The sequence below is a fragment of the Bacillus cereus group sp. BfR-BA-01331 genome (assembly GCF_022663915.1).
GTDB classification, from domain to species: domain Bacteria; phylum Bacillota; class Bacilli; order Bacillales; family Bacillaceae_G; genus Bacillus_A; species Bacillus_A mycoides.
Genome location: NZ_JAKUGJ010000011.1, coordinates 1 through 17,114, shown reverse-complemented (window position 1 = coordinate 17,114; position 17,114 = coordinate 1). Strand labels below are relative to the sequence as shown.

Below are 17,114 nucleotides of genomic sequence, written 5' to 3'. Positions count from 1 at the left end.
AAACGAATTAAGAACCGGGGAGCCAATTGGCTGAGAGGATGTAAGTATACATCGACCCTCAACCTGATCTGGATAATGCCAGCGTAGGGAGTTACTTTAAAGTGATGTAGCATAAGTTATTATAGAATAACTTGTATACAAGGCTTTCCTACATGGTAGGAAAGCCTTTTCTTTTTTTGGAACCATATTTTGTAAGGGGGATTTGATTATGTCACAACAAGTTACAATTTCATTTTCAGTAGTACCACAAGCGAAGAACAAAGATGTGTATTCCGTTGTTGATAAAGCAATTGAAGTTGTACAACAGTCGGGAGTTCGTTATGAAGTAGGGGCAATGGAAACAACGTTGGAAGGAGAATTAGATGTACTTCTTGACGTCATTAAACGCGCACAACAAGCTTGCGTCGATGCTGGAGCAGAAGAAGTAATCACTTCTATTAAAATTCACTATCGTCCAAGTACGGGCGTAACAATTGACGAAAAAGTTTGGAAGTACCGTGATGAATATGCAAAACCAGAAGCGATCTAAAATAATCACAACAATTTGGCTTATCCTTCTCATTGCTATATGGGAAGGATCTGTTTCATTATTTAAAATTGAGCCGTGGATTTTACCCAAGCCTTCTGCAATTGTGCAAGAGTTAATTGGAATGAAAGATTTACTATTACCGAATACAGTGCAAACGTTACAGGAAGTAATAATTGGGTTGTTTTTTGCAATTTTACTTGGGACGAGTATTGCTATCATTATGGATGTCATCCCTTTATTTCGGATTTTAATGAATCCGTTGCTCGTTATTTCGCAAACAATTCCAATCGTTGTGCTCGCACCATTATTTATTATTTGGTTTGGATACGGAATGTTGCCAAAAGTAATGGTTGTTATTCTTGTTTGTTTCTTCCCAATTGCGCTTAGCATTTTAGAAGGTTTCCAAACGGTAGATAAAAATATGCTGAAACTGTTACAAACAATGAAGGCAACGAAATGGCAAGTTTACCAGAAAGTAAAGTTTCCAGCAGTACTCCCATACTTTTTCTCAGGTTTAAAAATTGCTGTTACATATAGTGTGATGGGGGCGATTATTGGGGAATGGCTTGGTGCCAGTGAAGGATTAGGAGTTATGCTTACAAGAGCAACAAAATCCTTTTTAACGGCCCGGGTATTTGGTGTTGCAGCGATTATCGTCATGGTGACATTATGTCTGTACTTTATTGTTGAATTTATGGCAAGAATAACAGCACCATGGATATACAGAAAGGGCGGCAGAAAATGAAAAAAGGTTTAAAAATTATGTTAGCTGCATTATTAGCAGTAACTGTTGCCGGATGTAATTCGGCGAAGAAAGAAGAAAGTTCAAGTAAAGATAAAAAAGTAAAAGTCGTTTTAGATTGGTTTCCAAATACGAATCATACTGGTTTATATGTAGCGCAAACGAAAGATTATTACAAAAAGCAAGGGCTTGATGTAGAAATTATCCAGCCTGGTGATAATGTAACGGCAGAGCAGATGATTGCTTCTGGGAAAGCAGACTTTGCGATAAGCGCACAAGAAAATGTAACATTAGCTCGTGTTGAAGGAATCCCAGTTGTTTCTGTTGGTGCAATTATTCAGCATAATACCTCTGCTTTTGCATCTCTAAAAAAAGATAATATGACGTCACCAAAAGATTTTGAAGGTAAACGTTACGGCGGCTGGGGGGGACCAGCAGAAGAAGCGACGTTAAAGACGATTATGGAGAAACATCAAGCTGATTTTAATAAAGTTGAAAAAATTATTCTTGGACAAACAGATTTCTTTAAATCAATTGGTCGTGATGCAGACTTTGAATGGATTTATTATGGATGGGATGGAATTGAAGCGAAGCGTCAAGGAAAAGAGTTAAATACAATTATGGTAAAAGACTTAGATCCAGCGCTTGATTTCTATAGTCCTGTTATTATTACAAGTGAAAAACATACGAAGCAAGATAAAGATTTTGTGAAAAAATTTATGACGGCAACGACAGAAGGTTATGATTTTGCAATTAAAGAACCGAAAGAAGCTGCGGATATTTTAATTAAAGCTGTTCCAGATGTGAATAAAGAATTAGTACAAGAAAGCCAAAAGTGGTTAAGTACAAAGTATCAAGATGATGCAAAAGCGTGGGGAGTACAGAAGGAAGAGATTTGGACAAATTACATGAATTTCTTATATGACAACAAAGTTATTAAAAAGAAAATCGATGTAAAAGATGCCTTTACAAATGAATTCCTTCCAAGTGAAAAATGAGTGGATTACAAATAAAAGATATTGTAAAAGCTTTCGATGGAAAGAATGTATTAGCAAATATTAGTGCTTCTATACAAGAGGGAGAGTTTGTCTCTTTTGTAGGTCCGAGTGGTTGTGGAAAAAGTACATTATTAAATATGATTGCAAGTGTTGAAGAGCCAACGAGCGGAGAAGTGTTTTATAACGAAGAGTATGTAAAAAAACAAGATGTTGTTAGTTATATGCCGCAACAAGATTTATTACTACCGTGGCGATCGGCTTTGCAAAATATCGTTCTTCCATTGGAAATTGAAGGAAAGCCTAAAAAACAAAGGCTGACAGAAGGAATGGAAGCATTAAAGCAGTTTGAGCTAGATGAATATGCGGACCATTATCCAGATGAGTTATCAGGTGGAATGCGTCAAAGAATTAGTTTCCTTCGCACATATTTATGTGAAAAGCCAATTATGCTACTTGATGAGCCTTTTGGAAAATTAGATGCATTTACAAAAATGGAAGTACATAGTTGGCTCTTAAATTCTTGGCATCAAGAAAAGCAAACAATTGTTATGGTTACACATGACTTAGATGAGGCAATTTTACTTTCTGATCGCGTATTTATTTTATCTCAAAGACCAGCATCAATAGTTGGCGAGGTACAAGTGGAATTACCTAGGCCGCGAACGATGGATATGTTAACATCTCTTGAGTTAAAGAAGGATAAGGAAGAAATTTTAAGAGTATTAGCTCCTTATATGAAAAAATAGAAAAAGCCTTTTAACAGTTTTTAGTATAATTGCTGTTAAGAGGCTTTTTTCTATTGAAGGAGAAAGATGAAATCTATAGGGGAAACAGTGGATTCATTAACATCGGATAAATTGGAAGAAGGAACAAAAGAAAAAATAGAGAATAGAATATAACAGAGTAGTTTATACTCTTAATATAACAAATGTTAAAGGAGTGAAAGGATAAAATGACTTTATCAACTGTTCTTCAAATGGTTTTAGCTTGATACGGGAGAAGTCTGCCCATTTTTAACGATTAAGCTAAATTGAAGACAGCAGGTAAAGAACCTTAATCCTTTTTTACGATAATATGTAATGGGTAAGGTGTATTCACCTTACCCATTTTTTATATGCACAATTAAATAAGGCTTTATACTGTTGTTCTCTCTATTTAGCTTATGGATCATAAGAAAAGGAGAGAAAAAAATGAGTATATTAACAGTAGAAAATGTAAGTCATTCATATGGTGAGAAAACCATTTTATATAAAGCGTGCTTTCGATTATTAAAGGGCGAACATGTTGGGCTAGTAGGGAAAAATGGAATTGGAAAATCCACATTATTACGCTTGTTAACAGGAGAACTTATACATGATGATGGAAACATTGAATGGTTTCCACATGTGAAGATTGGCTTTTTGCAACAGCATATAGATTTACAAGAAGGCATAACAATTGAAGAATACTTGCAAAGTGCGTTTTCTAACCTGTATGAGTTGGAACGTGACATGTTAAAACTTACAGAAGAGATGGCTGGAGCAGGAGAAGTAGCGAAATTGTTAGTAAGGTATGGAGAGTTACAAACTATATTGGAGAATTCTAATTTTTATCAAATTCATACAGAAATTGAGGAAGTAGCAACCGGCTTAGGCTTGTTTGAAATAGGATTGGAAAAGGATGTTTCAAAGTTAAGTGGTGGTCAGCGGACAAAGTTGTTACTTGGGAAACTCCTTTTAGAAAAAGCGGATGTTTTATTATTAGATGAGCCAACTAACTATTTAGATACAGCTCATATAGAATGGTTGCAATCGTATTTACAAATGTATGAAAAAGCTTATATTATCATTTCGCATGATGAAATATTTTTGAACAATATTACGAATGTTATTTATCATCTAGAAGAACGAAAGGTTAAGCGCTATGCGGGAGATTATGAAACCTTTTTGCAAAGTTATCAATTACAAAGGAAACAATTACAAGCGGCGTATGCGAAACAACAAAAAGAAATTGCACATTTAGAGGGTTTTATTCAAAAAAATAAAATTCGTAAAGCGAAGCAAGCGAAAAGTCGTGAAAAAGTATTAGAGAAAATGAAAAAGGTTGAAAAGGTTAATGATGTACCTCGCGCCCGTTTTGATTTTAATGTTTATACTGAGCCAGTGAGTCGTATATTACAGGTAGAGAAACTGAAAATTGGTTATGGTGAACCGTTATTTCCAGAATTGGATTTTCAAGTGAAAAAAGGGGAAAAGATTGCGATTATTGGTCATAATGGGATTGGAAAAACAACAATGTTAAAAACATTACTAGGACAAATAAAACCGTTAGGCGGCTCAGTTTCTGTTGGGGAACGAGTAAAACCCGCTTATTTTGCACAAGAGGAATTTTCCTCAGAAATAACTGCACTAGAAAGAGTATGGGCAGGGAGACCAGATATGACAAGAAAAGAAATCCGACAAGCATTAGCAAAGTGCGGATTGAAAGAAGAACATGTATTAAAACCTATCCAGTTATTAAGTGGAGGAGAACAAACAAAAGTACGATTATGCGAACTTATCGTAACTAAAAGCAATGTTTTAATTTTAGATGAACCAACTAACCATTTGGATACAGAGACTAAGACGGATTTACAGGAGGCGTTAAAACAATATAAAGGTACAGTTTTAATTGTTTCACATGAGCCCTCTTTCTATGAAGCATGGATAACGAAAATATGGAATATCGAAAAATGGAACGTTTAACAATAATCACAAAGAAAAGGCGTTAGCTTTTATGAGCTAATGCCTTTTCTTTGTGATTAACATGATTTTCGAGAACTCTCAAATGAGAATTGTAAGAAAAAGAACTCTTATGGTTATATTTATAATAATACTAGATGCCTTTCCCTAATAGGCTACTATCTTTTTTATATATATAGATAGTTTGAAATGGAATGGAAATGATTCCTATATGTAAAGGATAATGTGGTTAGTATGGGAAGACAATAGAACTTAAAGGAAATTCATGTAAAATTCAGATGAACTTCACGCTAACTTCATATTAGAAACTAAATATAATTATAATAGGTTATTATAATATAAATTGTGATTTTTCATAAAATTAAAAGTTTGAATTTAGGATAGAGCACTCAAACCTAAATTCAAACTTTAGTGAAATAATTAATGGAGGTTACGTTTAGTTTTCATTAATGGATGTATTTACAAGTTCGGCGGGATTGCCTGCTCCTGCCCCTCCGATTGTAACTGATCCACCAGGAGGAATTTCACCATTCCATCCTGCATTCGTAATTACGTAATGATTATTTATTTTACTACTAATTTTAGAATCCCAAACTTGTGTTAAATTGCCGTTATAATCAAATTCTAATTTCCAGTTTTTAATAGGGGTCGTTCCGCTATTTTTAATTATAATTGAGAAGTTGTAACCACTTCCCCAATTTGAAGTGACTGAAAAGGTAGCATTGCCATTTCCACCAGGAGGTGTTGTGTTAGCATCATCTGTTTTTATAAGAATAGAAGTAGGTTGTGATTTGTTACCAGCAGCATCTTTTGCTAATACTGAAAATGTGTATTCTGTATTAGGTTTCAAGTTTTTAATTGTAATGCTATTTGTTGTTGTACTCCATTTCTCTTCTCCGGCAGTAATTTCATATTCAGTAACGCCTACGTTATCAGTAGATGCAGTCCAGTTTAATTGAACTGAGTTTGAATTTTTATTTGTAACAGTAATATTTTTTACGTTTGTTGGTGGTTCAGTATCTTTTTGAGTAATAGGTCCACCAAGTAATTCTTTTACTAGCGTATCAAGTAATTTTGGTCCACTGCAACTATATTTTGGGCTTGTACGGCAATCACCGCTTAGTTCCCAAAACATTGCGCCACTTAAACCCTTTGTCTTTATATAGTCTGTTTTATATTTCATAGATTCATTGTCATCATAGCTAATAAAGGTTCCTGTAGTCGCATTATATAAATAAGGTACTTTCGCTACATCGTTCCATCCGCGAACAAAACCATTTTTATTCACATAATTAGATGCTAAATCACCATAATCGTACACACCTGTGTCACCGGTAGAATAATCATCCCAAGTGCCTTTAGAAGCGAGCTTTCCGTCACTACCTGGTTTACAAGGTTGGTATTGCCCATTATTTTCTTTTCCGCAACTTTTCCATCCACGTCCGTAAAAAGGTACACCTAATACGAGTTTATCCGCTGGAACCCCTTCATTTGTATAAATGTCTATCGCACCATCTACGTAAAATTTCGTATCCGCTGCGGGGTCATTTGGATCTTTGTATAGTGCAGCATTATGGTTAGAAGTAGCTTCCCACCCACCGTGGAAATCGTATGTCATAATATTAATCCAATCCAGTATTTGAGAAATCTTCTTTAGCTCTGTATGATCCGCATAACGTTGGCTTGCACCTGACGCGATTGTTAGTAAATATTGTTTACCATCTTCTGCACCAGCTTTCGTTAATGCATTTCGAACATCTTGAAGCAGAAGGGTGAAGTTTTGTTTATCTTCAGGACGATAACTACCACCAGGAATCGTTTCAACACCCGGGTATTCCCAGTCTAAATCAACGCCGTCAAATCCATATTCGCGAAGAAAAGCTACTGTAGATTCAGCGAATACTTTTCTTGTTTTTTCATCAGCGGCCATATCAGAAAAGCGGTTAGACCAAGTCCAGCCACCAACTGAAATAATTGTTTTTAAGTGAGGATACTTAGCTTTTAATCGTTTCAGTTCTCCGAAATTTCCACAGCGGGCATATTTATCACAATCTTCCCAAGTTGTACCCGATCCCGGATAAGATTTTGTGACATCAGCCCATGGTTCACCGAGTACGAGAGTGCCATTAGGGACCTCTTTATTTTGCAGTGGTACACCAGATTCTTTACAGTTCCACGTTTGTTTATTTGGATTATCGGGGTGAGTAGAAGGGTTTCCATGTTTTCCATTCCAGCAAATATCAGCGAAAGCATAGTTTAAATGAGTTAGCTTTGATGCATCAATGTCTGCAACTTGATAATTACGTCCGTAAACGCCCCATGAAGGAAAATACCCAACAATTTTTTGACCTTGCTTTGGTGAATCTGCTAATGCGAAATTTGGAGTAATAAAGTTTGTGAGAAAAAGAGGTAAGAAAAGTAGTAGGGATAGTAATAGTAGCGTGAATTTTTTTGATCTCATAGTCATTTCTCCTTTCAAAATAAAAGATATATTTAAAGGCATGCGCCAATAAACCAAAGTGAATCTAGACGTATGAAACGTCTAGATAAAGTGAAACTTTAATCAGTGGGGGGCTTCATCCCCCACTGATTATTAGTTGAACCAATCGGACTTTTATGGGCAGTTGATCCCCCACCTAACTTCTTTGCTTTCGCTAAATTTTGAGGTGGGGGTCTTACTGCCCATTAAAGCGGGATAAAAATGATCAGACATCACGAAGTCTATACAAGGGAGCTGGGGGTGATTAAATCGTAGCAAATGCAAGATTTGGTGCAAACGCTTTATTTGATTCGCAAAGATTTTCTCAATATTAAATGGCTCTAATACAGACTACACATGAAAATAAAATATTGATTAGGGAGGAAAAGGCTCCTTGTAATTAAATTTGAGAAAAAATTGTATAAAGTCAATTTGTAATAGCGTAGCAAGATGAGAAAATATCATGTAAAATAATAGTAAAAATATGTAAAGGAGCGAATGGTGTGGATGTCTTTTTGAACATTGCTGAAGAAAAAATTCGACAAGCAATACGGAATGGTGATCTCGATCATATTCCGGGGAAAGGAAAACCACTACAATTAGAAGACCTTTCAATGGTACCTACAGAACTTAGAATGAGTTATAAAATCTTGAAAAATGCAGGTATGATTCCACCAGAAATGGAACTACAAAAAGATATATTAAAAATAGAAGACTTAATTGCGTGCTGTTATGATGAAGTAGAGAGAAAAGAATTACAAGAAGAGTTAACAGCAAAAACGCTGCGTTTTCAGCAAGTAATGGAAAAGAGAAAGATTAAAGATAGTTCAGCTTTTCGTATGTATCAGGATAAAGTATTTCGTAAATTACGCTAAGAGGGATAAGATGAATACATTTGAAACGATAGAAGAATTAGCGACATATATTGAAGGACAACAATTAGTACTGCTGTTTATTAAAACGGAAAATTGTAGTGTTTGTGATGTTATGTTAAGAAAAGTAAATTGCGTATTAGAGAATTATGATTACGTAGAGAAAGTAGAAATATTACTGCAAGACATGCAAGAGATTGCAGGGCGATATGCGGTATTTACAGGGCCGACAATTTTATTATTTCATAATGGAAAAGAGATCCTTCGTGAATCGCGCTTTATTTCGCTTGAAAATATTGAGAGAGTACTTCAGTTGGTAAAAAAATAAGGGAGGTTTTTATATGGGGTTTGTTATAGCAGCATTACTATTTTGTGCTTTAATTTGGATGATTGCAGCATCAGTTAAATCAAATAATCGAAGAGTAAACCTTACTAAAAAGAGTAATACACATAGTACGTCTAACACCTCCTCACCATCATTTTTCTTTGCTGGATCTGATAGTAATAGTTCACATGATGGCGGGCATTCACATGATTGCGGAGGGTCTTTTGGCGGAGATAGTGGAGGTAGCTGTGGTGGAGGCGGCGGTGATTGATGAGAATACGCCCTATAGGGGGCGTATTTCTTTTTAAACAAACGTTTAATTAGTTGGCTTACATATGCATAAAAACAGTTAAACAAACGTTTGATTAAATATTTTTAACATGCTAGGGGAAATGAAAAGGGAACCGTATCTCTTACTAAATTAGGATTTAAATTTGGAATAATACATATGATTCGAATGTGGTTTGAAAGTACGTTTTCTTAAATAAGGAGTATAGCCTCTTGCGATAGAGGTTTTTTATTTGTTATTATTAGACTGAACGGTCGGTTTAAAGAGGTGTGAATATGAGAAGAAGCGCAGAAGAGATAAAGAAAGAAATTGCCTATAAAGCAGAAAGTTTGTTTTCACAGAAGGGCTATGCAGCTACATCTATGGAAGAGATTTGTGAAATTACAGAGAGAAGTAAAGGAAGCATTTATTATCACTTTAAAAGTAAAGAAGAATTATTTTTATTTGTAGTGAAACAGCATACGTATGATTGGCTTGAAAAATGGAATGAAAAAGAGAAGTTGTATAGTACTAGTATTGAAAAACTATATGGTCTCGCGGAATATTATGTAGAGGACATACAGCAACCCATTTCAAATGCAATAGAGGAATTCTCTATGAGCCAAGTTGTAAGTAAAGAAATTCTGGATGAACTGTTAGCTTTAACTAGAGAATCATATGTTATGGTTGAGAAATTAATTGAAGCAGGTATACAGTCTGGAGAGTTTCAAGAAGATGATACACGTGATCTTATGTATATTGTGAATGGATTATTATCGGGGCTTGGAGTACTTTACTACGAGTTAGATTATAAAGAGCTGAAACGTATTTATAAAAAGGCAATAGATGTATTGTTAAAAGGAATGGCAGCTGAATAATAGGTCAGTTGCTTTTCTTACAAAATAAATTAGACCGAACGGTCGGTTTATGAAAGGGGAATGAAAATGAACGCTTTATTTAAAAACCGAGCATTTATGCTCGTTATGGCATCTGATATTTTACAACAATTTGCAATTTGGATTAGAAATATGGCTCTTTTGTATTTCATAATGGAGCGAACGAATAATGATCCAGTTTCAGTTTCTTTGTTATCGGTTATGGAATATGCACCTATTTTTATTTTCTCGTTTATCGGTGGGGCACTAGCTGATCGCTGGAATCCGAAAAGAACGATGGTTGCTGGAGATGTATTAAGTGTACTGTCTATTGTAGGAATTGTCTTGTTGTTAAAGCTGGATTATTGGCAGGCTATATTTTTTGCAACACTCATTTCCGCGATTGTAGGTCAGTTTTCTCAGCCATCATCTTCGCGTATATTTAAACGCTATGTAAAAGAAGAACAGGTAGCAAATGCAATTGCATTTAATCAAACATTACAGTCGCTATTTATGATTTTTGGACCAGTGGTAGGATCGCTTGTGTACACACAACTTGGTTTATTTACGTCACTATATAGCTTAATTATTTTATTTTTGTTATCTGCTATTGCTCTTTCATTTTTACCAAAATGGGTGGAACAAGAGCAAGTGGTGAGAGATTCATTAAAAAATGATATAAAAGAGGGTTGGAAGTACGTTCTTCATACGAAAAATTTACGTATGATTACGATCACTTTCACCATTATGGGATTAGCAGTTGGACTAACAAATCCGTTAGAGGTGTTTCTTGTAATAGAACGGCTTGGAATGGAAAAAGAAGCCGTTCAATATTTAGCGGCAGCGGATGGAATAGGTATGCTAATCGGTGGTATTGTTGCTGCTGTTTTCGCTTCAAAAGTGAATCCGAAAAAGATGTTTGTATTCGGTATGAGCATATTAGCGATGTCATTTTTAGTAGAAGGGCTATCTACATCATTTTGGATTACTAGTTTCATGAGGTTTGGAACAGGTATTTGTTTAGCTTGTGTTAATATCGTTGTCGGTACGCTTATGATTCAGCTTGTACCAGAAAACATGATTGGAAGAGTAAATGGAACGATTTTACCACTGTTCATGGGGGCAATGTTAATTGGAACTTCACTAGCTGGAGGGTTGAAGGAGATGACCTCACTAGTTACTGTATTTTGTATAGCAATGGCACTTATTTTATTTGCGATAGGCCCGGTTTTACGTATGCAAATAAAGAAAGAAGACATTGTGAATCGATAGGAAATGACGAATTGATTAGTTTCGAAATAGCTATTGTAAGGGAGCAGAATTGCTCCCTTTTCTTGTGGCAATCTTTTGACAATGACATGTACCAACTATATACTGATGATGTAAAAACGATTTTACAGGTTAGGAGAAACGGTGTGAAAAATCAAATCTATGAATTGCGCACTGCAAATAGTATTTCACAAGGTGCATTAGCGGATAAGTGTAACGTATCAAGACAGACGATAAATGCAATTGAGAATAATAAATATGATCCAAGCTTAGCACTAGCATTCCGGTTAGCAGAAGTATTAGGAACAACTGTCGATAAACTATTTTTGTACAAGCTTTAGAGTTTTTAATTGTGGGGCGTTATCGTTAAAAATATAAGAGAAAGATCCCCTTCTTGTGTGAAGGGGATCTTTCTCTTATATTGTTTTAGTTTTCGGATTAGGTGGTGTAACGGACGTATCATTTTCGGGTACTCTAGTTAATAAGAATCCACCGATAATAAATAGGACAATAATACTAAGGACACCAGCGTTTGTTTTTCCTGTTAATTGTGTTGTGACACCAACTAATACCGGACCCATAATTGCCGCGAATTTACCAAAGATATTATAAAATCCGAAGAATTCATTTGCAGATTCTTTCGGTACTAGTTTTGCGAAATAAGAACGGCTAAGTGCTTGAATCCCGCCCTGAGAAGTAGCAACTAACATTGCTAAAATCCAGAAATCAAACGTCGTTTTTAAGAAATAAGCATATGTGCAAATAATGATATAAATGATAATGCCGACATATAGCATTTTTTTACCGGTAAATGTTTCCGATAGTTTTCCATATAATAAAGCAAATGGACAAGCGACAATTTGTGTTACAAATAAGATGATTAATAGATTGGTTGCACTAATACCGAGATCTGTTCCGTAAGCAGTAGACATAGTGATAATTGTATCTACCCCATCAATGTAGAAAAAGTAAGCTATTAGGAACATAAATACAGTTTTATATTCTTTAATATTTTTAAACGTATTAGCAAGGCGCTTGAAGCTCATTGCAATTGGTCTTGGATGACGTTCAATATAGTGTGTTTGCTCTACATTTTTTAGCATTGGTATCGTAAATAGTCCCCACCAAAGAGCTGTTATTGCAAAGGAAATTTGACTAGCAATTCCGACTGATAAGGGGATAGTTCCTTTTTGAGCAAGAATAATAAGAGCAATACAACCGATAAAAGGAATTGTGCTCCCAATGTAACCTAATGCAAAACCTCGCGTAGAAATTCGGTCCATTCTATCTCCAGAGGTAACATCTACTAGAAATGCATCATAAAAAATATTTGCTCCAGCAAAGCCAACTAATGCGAGCATATAGCATCCTAGTAATAAGTACCACTGAGATGTTGGAACAACTGCTAGCATACTTGTAAATACGATACCGAGTCCAAAGAAGAATGTGAAAAATCGTTTTTTAAATCCCTTATAATCAGCAACCGTGCCGAGAATAGGAGCGAGTATAGAAATTAAAAGTGTAGCGAACGAGTTCGCATATCCCCAATAGGCTGTTGAAGTTGCACCAGATAGTCCAGCTTCTTTTGCAGCTGCTTTAAAGTAAATTGGAAATAATGCAGTTGTAATGACGAGCGAATATACCGAGTTCGCCCAATCATATAATATCCAGCTTTTTTCTTGTCTGGACATTTTTTTCATATAATGTTCCCCCTTAAATTTGTTCTACTAACAGTGTACAAAAATAAAAATTGTAAAAAGAGAAACAGTGATGATTTTTACATAACTTTTACATATATACACAGTTCTTTACAATTGAAGTAAATCCTCTACAATTGCTCCGTCTGTTTCACCTAAGTGCAAACCGAGTAACCTAGCAATAGTGGGACCTTCATCAATCAGTCTCATATACGGGATTGTAACGCCACTTTGAATGCCTTTCCCAGCAGCCATAAAAATTGTTTCATAGTTAGGTTTTGTTGGGGAATATCCATGTGTTCCAAATGTATATTTCTTACTAGAAGTAACATCTTTTTTAGTAATTTCTTTTATGAAATCACCTGTATAATTTTCAATGAAGTAATAACCTTCCATGGCTTCTAGCATAAATAAGCAATTACCATCAGCACCACGTTCTTTTGCATCTTCATCGTGCAGAATAAATTCAATTCCATTTTGTTTATCCTGAAGAAGTCCTTCAAGAAGAAGTTGAATCTCTTTAATCGTTTCAGTATCATTTTTATCTCTTACATGTACGTAGGCAGATCCATCACAGCTTTGGCAATAAGCTTTCCAATCTAGTAACTTGCCACTTTTATTTACGGATATAAGTCCTTTTTGACGAAATAGGACATTTAATTGGATTGCTTTGTTTTCACTTAAAGCGCTATGATCGCCAAGTGCAATAATTGTACTTTCTTCGTATATCCCGCTTTCTTTTAATGCATGAATAATTTTTCCAAGGCGTTCGTCGTGTCTATGGATTGCAGCTACTGTTTCCTCGGACTCGAAGCCATGGTAATGTCTTTGCGTATCTAAATCAGTAAAATGTATAAACATAACATTAGGCTTTTTCGTCTGGATTGTATGTACGGCAGAAGCAAGGACGAAATCATCAAGCTCAGGCTGTGACAATCCATTTCGTATATGGCCGAAACGACGATTTAAATCTAATTGATATAGCGGGCTACCGCTAAATAATGAAACTAAAATTTGATTTTGCCACGCTCTATTTGGAAAAATTTCTGGTAAATTGTAATTGATATTTGCTCTTCCAGTAACAGGCCATAGAAGGGCTGCTGTCGTTAAATTTGCTTTGCGTGCTTCATCATATAAAGTTGTTCCTTTAATGGACTTTCGATACCAATGCCAATCTGGTGAATCACGTCCTGGTTGAAGTAATGTATTGCTGACAACGCCATGCTTATTAGGATAATTACCGGTTACGATTGTTGAGTGGCTTGGATATGTTACAGAAGGATAAATTGGCTCCACTTTTTTCGCAATCGCGCCCCTGTTTATTAAAGTTTGGAAATTAGGTAGTTTTTGTAATATAGGAAAATCTAAAGCTGATAAGCAGTCGAAAGATAAAATAATGACGCGATTTGTTAATGCTTTATCCATAAAGTTTCCCTCCTGATTATATAAAACCTATTTTTATATATTACTATTAATACCTGGTAATAAAAATATATTTTTGAATAAAATTTTGTTATTTATTTTCAGAAAAATTAAACATATAATAAGTATAAGGGAATGAATGGAAGGAGGGAATACTATGGATTGGCTAGATGGATTTGGTATCTTTTACATCATTGGTGGAGTCACCGTTCTCCTTGTATTTTTTATGTCATATTTACTAAAGAAACGTTTTCCAGACAAACAGTTTGATATTATATTTGCACTTAGTTTAGTACTTCTTTGTTTAGCTCTCTTTCCTGTAACAATGATCGCTATTGGTGGTTGGGAAGGAATGGGATACGGATTTATTTGTTTCTTCGTTTTAATTGGTACACTAATTGGTATGGTTGCTCATCAACTTGTAAAAATAGTTCGGAAAAGTTACGTATAAAACAGTGATAATTGAAAATAATGTATAAAAATAAGAAAATTGGCTCTTGTTTTGAAATAAAATTTATATTATGATATTCAACAAATTTATTTTGTTATAACGATGAAAAAGGAATAGTACATGTCTTACCTTTTTGCAGAGAGAGAATCCTTTTGGCTGGAAGATTCTTAAAGAGGCGATATGGAACCTACCTTTGAGTTCTGCATATGCAGCGGGAAATTCCCGTTATCAAAAAGAGAGCATACTCAATTTTTTTGTGTATGAATCAGGGTGGTAACGCCGACAAAGCTCGGTCCCTATTTGGGGACGCGGGCTTTTTCTATTTTCTAAAGGAGGAAGAATAACTATGGTAAAAGAACAAGTACAAGCCATTACGAAAATGGAAGAAGACTTTGCTCAGTGGTATACCGATATTGTAAAAAAAGCGGAGCTTGTTGATTATTCAAGTGTGAAAGGTTGTATGATTTTACGTCCATACGGTTATGCATTATGGGAAAATATGCAGAAAGTGATGGATGAAAAATTAAAAGAATCTGGTCATGAAAATGTGTACATGCCAATGTTTATTCCAGAGAGTTTATTACAAAAAGAGAAAGATCATGTTGAAGGATTTGCTCCTGAAGTAGCGTGGGTTACTCATGGCGGAGATGAGAAATTGGCGGAAAGACTTTGTATACGCCCTACATCTGAAACTCTATTCTGTGAGCATTTTTCAAAAATTGTTCAATCATATAATGATTTACCAAAGTTATATAACCAGTGGTGTTCAGTAGTTCGTTGGGAGAAGACGACGAGACCATTCCTTCGTACAACTGAATTTTTATGGCAAGAAGGTCATACGATTCATGAAACGGCAGAAGAATCTCAAATTGAAACATTAAATATTTTAAATCTATATGCTGCTTTTTGTGAAGAGTATTTAGCGATTCCGGTTATTAAAGGGCAAAAAACAGAAAAAGAAAAGTTTGCAGGAGCGAAGGCAACTTATACGATTGAAAGTTTAATGCATGATGGAAAAGCACTTCAAACAGGAACATCTCATAACTTTGGAACGAATTTCTCTGAAGCATTTGATATTAAGTTTTTAGACCGTAACGGTAAATGGCAATACGTACATCAAACATCTTGGGGTGTATCAACAAGAATGATAGGTGGACTTATTATGGTTCATAGCGATAATAACGGACTTGTAATGCCACCGAAAGTCGCTCCAGTACAAGTTGTTATCGTTCCTATTGCTCAGCACAAAGAAGGTGTGTTAGAAAAAGCAACAGAGTTGCAAGGACGTATTCAGAAGGTTGCACGTGTAAAAATAGATGCTAGCAATAAAACACCTGGCTGGAAATTTAATGAGTATGAAATGAAGGGTGTTCCAATTAGATTAGAAGTTGGTCCAAAGGATATTGAAAAGAATCAAGTTGTACTTGTAAGGCGAGATACGAAAGAAAAAGAATTTATATCAATGGATCAATTAGAAGAACGCATTCCAGCACTACTTGAGGAAATTCACCATTCTTTATTTAGCAAAGCAAAAGTATTTAGCGATGAGAATACGTATAGTGTGACGAATTTCGAAGAGATGAAAAAAGCGGCTGATGAAAAGCAAGGTTTTATTAAAGCGATGTGGTGTGGAGAACTAGCTTGTGAAGAAAAATTAAAAGAAGAAGTTGGAGTATCTTCACGTTGTATTCCGTTCGAACAAGAAAGTTTAGCTGACGAATGTATTTGCTGTAGTAAAAAAGCGAAGCAGATGGTGTATTGGGGAAAAGCGTATTAATACTTTTTCTACTAGATGACAAAAAGGACTTTGATTGCATAATAAAATGCAATCAAAGTCCTTTTTAGTTTTATCCCGCTATTTGCCAGGCAGTAAAACTCCCACTTCAAAATTCGGCTGGAGCTAAGAAGTTAGGTGGGAGCCCTGCTGCCCGTAAAAGCCCGATTGGTGAAGGCTAATAATCAGTGGGGGATGAACAAAATCCCCACTGATTAAAGTTTCATTTTATAATCTGTTTCATGTATTTTTAGATGGAAGGATGATTTTTTTATTTTGCGTTTTTACGACGAATAAATAGTAACACACCAATTAGGAATGTCGAAAGACCAATTAAAATAGATGCAGGATAATGCGTTGCAGTATTAGGCAGCTTATTGCCTTGTTTTGTTGCATTATCTTTTGCGTTACCGCTTTGAGAGCCGCTATCGCCTTTAACACGGTTGCCACCCTGAGAGCCATTACCACCTTGAGAACTACTGTCGCCTTTAACACGGTTGCCACCCTGAGAGCCACTGCCACCAGAACCACTGCCACCAGAACCATTGCTACCGGAGCCACTGCCACCAGAACCATTGCCACCAGAGCCATTGTCACCAGAACCACTGCCACCAGAACCGTTGCCACCAGAACCGTTGCCACCGGAGCCACTGCCGCCAGAACCGTTGCCACCAGAACCATTGCCACCAGAAC

17 protein-coding genes, 1 pseudogene, 1 riboswitch and 1 other annotated feature are annotated in these 17,114 nt (G+C 35.6%); of the genes and pseudogenes, 14 read left to right on the top strand and 4 right to left on the bottom strand.

Annotated elements, in window-relative coordinates; translation table 11 throughout:
• Nucleotides 1–5: 5 nt before the first annotated feature.
• A riboswitch (TPP riboswitch) is annotated at nt 6–107 on the top strand.
• Between the two features lie 101 nt (nt 108–208).
• From MR155_RS19470 to MR155_RS19450, 5 genes are all read left to right on the top strand, one after another.
• Nucleotides 209–529: an MTH1187 family thiamine-binding protein gene (locus tag MR155_RS19470; protein WP_000082898.1), complete on the top strand. Its 321-nt coding sequence runs from the start codon at nt 209–211 to the stop codon at nt 527–529.
• Entirely contained in the window at nt 501–1,274 is a 774-nt protein-coding gene (locus MR155_RS19465) for an ABC transporter permease (protein ID WP_002091231.1), read from the top strand. Before MR155_RS19470 ends, MR155_RS19465 begins: the two co-directional genes overlap by 29 nt.
• Nucleotides 1,271–2,269, top strand: a complete 999-nt coding sequence (locus MR155_RS19460; RefSeq protein WP_242310872.1) for an ABC transporter substrate-binding protein — start codon at nt 1,271–1,273, stop codon at nt 2,267–2,269. Before MR155_RS19465 ends, MR155_RS19460 begins: the two co-directional genes overlap by 4 nt.
• Nucleotides 2,266–3,015, top strand: coding sequence for an ABC transporter ATP-binding protein (locus MR155_RS19455; protein WP_002139487.1), 750 nt, complete (start codon nt 2,266–2,268; stop codon nt 3,013–3,015). Before MR155_RS19460 ends, MR155_RS19455 begins: the two co-directional genes overlap by 4 nt.
• A 444-nt stretch (nt 3,016–3,459) precedes the next feature.
• Nucleotides 3,460–4,992 (top strand): ABC-F family ATP-binding cassette domain-containing protein, encoded by a 1,533-nt coding sequence (locus MR155_RS19450; RefSeq protein WP_219300381.1) that lies wholly within the window; start codon nt 3,460–3,462, stop codon nt 4,990–4,992.
• Nucleotides 4,993–5,425: 433 nt separating this feature from the next.
• Here MR155_RS19450 and MR155_RS19445 read toward each other — a convergent pair whose 3' ends face one another.
• Nucleotides 5,426–7,450 carry a glycosyl hydrolase family 18 protein gene (locus MR155_RS19445; protein ID WP_219300379.1) on the bottom strand — a complete coding sequence of 675 codons (2,025 nt, stop codon included), beginning with the start codon at nt 7,448–7,450 and terminating at the stop codon, nt 5,426–5,428.
• A 521-nt stretch (nt 7,451–7,971) separates the two neighbouring features.
• Between MR155_RS19445 and MR155_RS19440 the strand changes: the two genes are divergently transcribed.
• The 7 genes and pseudogenes from MR155_RS19440 (at nt 7,972) to MR155_RS19410 (ending at nt 11,418) form a co-directional block, all read left to right on the top strand.
• Entirely contained in the window at nt 7,972–8,343 is a 372-nt protein-coding gene (locus MR155_RS19440) for a DnaJ family domain-containing protein (RefSeq protein ID WP_219300377.1), read from the top strand.
• Between the two features lie 10 nt (nt 8,344–8,353).
• Nucleotides 8,354–8,668 carry a thioredoxin family protein gene (locus MR155_RS19435; protein WP_219300375.1) on the top strand — a complete coding sequence of 105 codons (315 nt, stop codon included), beginning with the start codon at nt 8,354–8,356 and terminating at the stop codon, nt 8,666–8,668.
• Between the two features lie 13 nt (nt 8,669–8,681).
• Nucleotides 8,682–8,936, top strand: coding sequence for a hypothetical protein (locus tag MR155_RS19430; RefSeq protein ID WP_113937985.1), 255 nt, complete (start codon nt 8,682–8,684; stop codon nt 8,934–8,936).
• A gap of 129 nt (nt 8,937–9,065) precedes the next feature.
• Nucleotides 9,066–9,149, top strand: a pseudogene (locus tag MR155_RS19425) (histidine kinase); the annotation flags it as partial.
• A gap of 80 nt (nt 9,150–9,229) precedes the next feature.
• Nucleotides 9,230–9,811, top strand: coding sequence for a TetR/AcrR family transcriptional regulator (locus MR155_RS19420; RefSeq protein WP_113710405.1), 582 nt, complete (start codon nt 9,230–9,232; stop codon nt 9,809–9,811).
• 66 nt (nt 9,812–9,877) lie between these two features.
• Nucleotides 9,878–11,080, top strand: a complete 1,203-nt coding sequence (locus tag MR155_RS19415) for an MFS transporter (protein ID WP_242310871.1) — start codon at nt 9,878–9,880, stop codon at nt 11,078–11,080.
• An 86-nt stretch (nt 11,081–11,166) separates the two neighbouring features.
• Nucleotides 11,167–11,418, top strand: coding sequence for a helix-turn-helix transcriptional regulator (locus tag MR155_RS19410; protein WP_088031697.1), 252 nt, complete (start codon nt 11,167–11,169; stop codon nt 11,416–11,418).
• A 75-nt stretch (nt 11,419–11,493) separates the two neighbouring features.
• Here the strand turns inward: MR155_RS19410 and MR155_RS19405 are convergent, their stop codons facing one another.
• Together MR155_RS19405 and MR155_RS19400 are read right to left on the bottom strand one after the other, a co-directional pair.
• On the bottom strand, nt 11,494–12,777 hold the full coding sequence (locus tag MR155_RS19405; protein WP_002140249.1) for an MFS transporter: 1,284 nt from the start codon (nt 12,775–12,777) through the stop codon (nt 11,494–11,496).
• Nucleotides 12,778–12,885: 108 nt separating this feature from the next.
• On the bottom strand, nt 12,886–14,199 hold the full coding sequence (locus tag MR155_RS19400; RefSeq protein ID WP_242310870.1) for an alkaline phosphatase family protein: 1,314 nt from the start codon (nt 14,197–14,199) through the stop codon (nt 12,886–12,888).
• A gap of 154 nt (nt 14,200–14,353) precedes the next feature.
• Between MR155_RS19400 and MR155_RS19395 the strand changes: the two genes are divergently transcribed.
• Both MR155_RS19395 and proS read left to right on the top strand, forming a co-directional pair.
• Nucleotides 14,354–14,647, top strand: coding sequence for a YesK-like family protein (locus tag MR155_RS19395; protein WP_113937983.1), 294 nt, complete (start codon nt 14,354–14,356; stop codon nt 14,645–14,647).
• Between the two features lie 93 nt (nt 14,648–14,740).
• Nucleotides 14,741–14,948 (top strand) — a binding site (T-box leader).
• Nucleotides 14,949–14,993: 45 nt separating this feature from the next.
• Nucleotides 14,994–16,424 carry a proline--tRNA ligase gene (proS, locus tag MR155_RS19390; protein WP_242310869.1) on the top strand — a complete coding sequence of 477 codons (1,431 nt, stop codon included), beginning with the start codon at nt 14,994–14,996 and terminating at the stop codon, nt 16,422–16,424.
• A gap of 268 nt (nt 16,425–16,692) precedes the next feature.
• On the opposite strand, the gene MR155_RS19385 is transcribed toward proS, so the two are convergent.
• Nucleotides 16,693–17,114 (bottom strand): LPXTG cell wall anchor domain-containing protein (locus MR155_RS19385; protein ID WP_242310868.1); only part of this gene is annotated, 422 nt, incomplete at its 5' end.

Bases quoted from the DNA above. Each gene is read 5' to 3' on its own strand.
- MR155_RS19470 (WP_000082898.1), top strand. From the start codon at position 209: ATGTCACAACAAGTTACAATTTCATTTTCAGTAGTACCACAAGCGAAG.
- MR155_RS19465 (WP_002091231.1), top strand. From the start codon at position 501: ATGAATATGCAAAACCAGAAGCGATCTAAAATAATCACAACAATTTGG.
- MR155_RS19460 (WP_242310872.1), top strand. From the start codon at position 1,271: ATGAAAAAAGGTTTAAAAATTATGTTAGCTGCATTATTAGCAGTAACT.
- MR155_RS19455 (WP_002139487.1), top strand. From the start codon at position 2,266: ATGAGTGGATTACAAATAAAAGATATTGTAAAAGCTTTCGATGGAAAG.
- MR155_RS19450 (WP_219300381.1), top strand. From the start codon at position 3,460: ATGAGTATATTAACAGTAGAAAATGTAAGTCATTCATATGGTGAGAAA.
- MR155_RS19445 (WP_219300379.1), bottom strand. From the start codon at position 7,450: ATGAGATCAAAAAAATTCACGCTACTATTACTATCCCTACTACTTTTC.
- MR155_RS19435 (WP_219300375.1), top strand. From the start codon at position 8,354: ATGAATACATTTGAAACGATAGAAGAATTAGCGACATATATTGAAGGA.
- MR155_RS19430 (WP_113937985.1), top strand. From the start codon at position 8,682: ATGGGGTTTGTTATAGCAGCATTACTATTTTGTGCTTTAATTTGGATG.
- MR155_RS19420 (WP_113710405.1), top strand. From the start codon at position 9,230: ATGAGAAGAAGCGCAGAAGAGATAAAGAAAGAAATTGCCTATAAAGCA.
- MR155_RS19415 (WP_242310871.1), top strand. From the start codon at position 9,878: ATGAACGCTTTATTTAAAAACCGAGCATTTATGCTCGTTATGGCATCT.
- MR155_RS19410 (WP_088031697.1), top strand. From the start codon at position 11,167: ATGTACCAACTATATACTGATGATGTAAAAACGATTTTACAGGTTAGG.
- MR155_RS19405 (WP_002140249.1), bottom strand. From the start codon at position 12,777: ATGAAAAAAATGTCCAGACAAGAAAAAAGCTGGATATTATATGATTGG.
- MR155_RS19400 (WP_242310870.1), bottom strand. From the start codon at position 14,199: ATGGATAAAGCATTAACAAATCGCGTCATTATTTTATCTTTCGACTGC.
- MR155_RS19395 (WP_113937983.1), top strand. From the start codon at position 14,354: ATGGATTGGCTAGATGGATTTGGTATCTTTTACATCATTGGTGGAGTC.
- proS (WP_242310869.1), top strand. From the start codon at position 14,994: ATGGTAAAAGAACAAGTACAAGCCATTACGAAAATGGAAGAAGACTTT.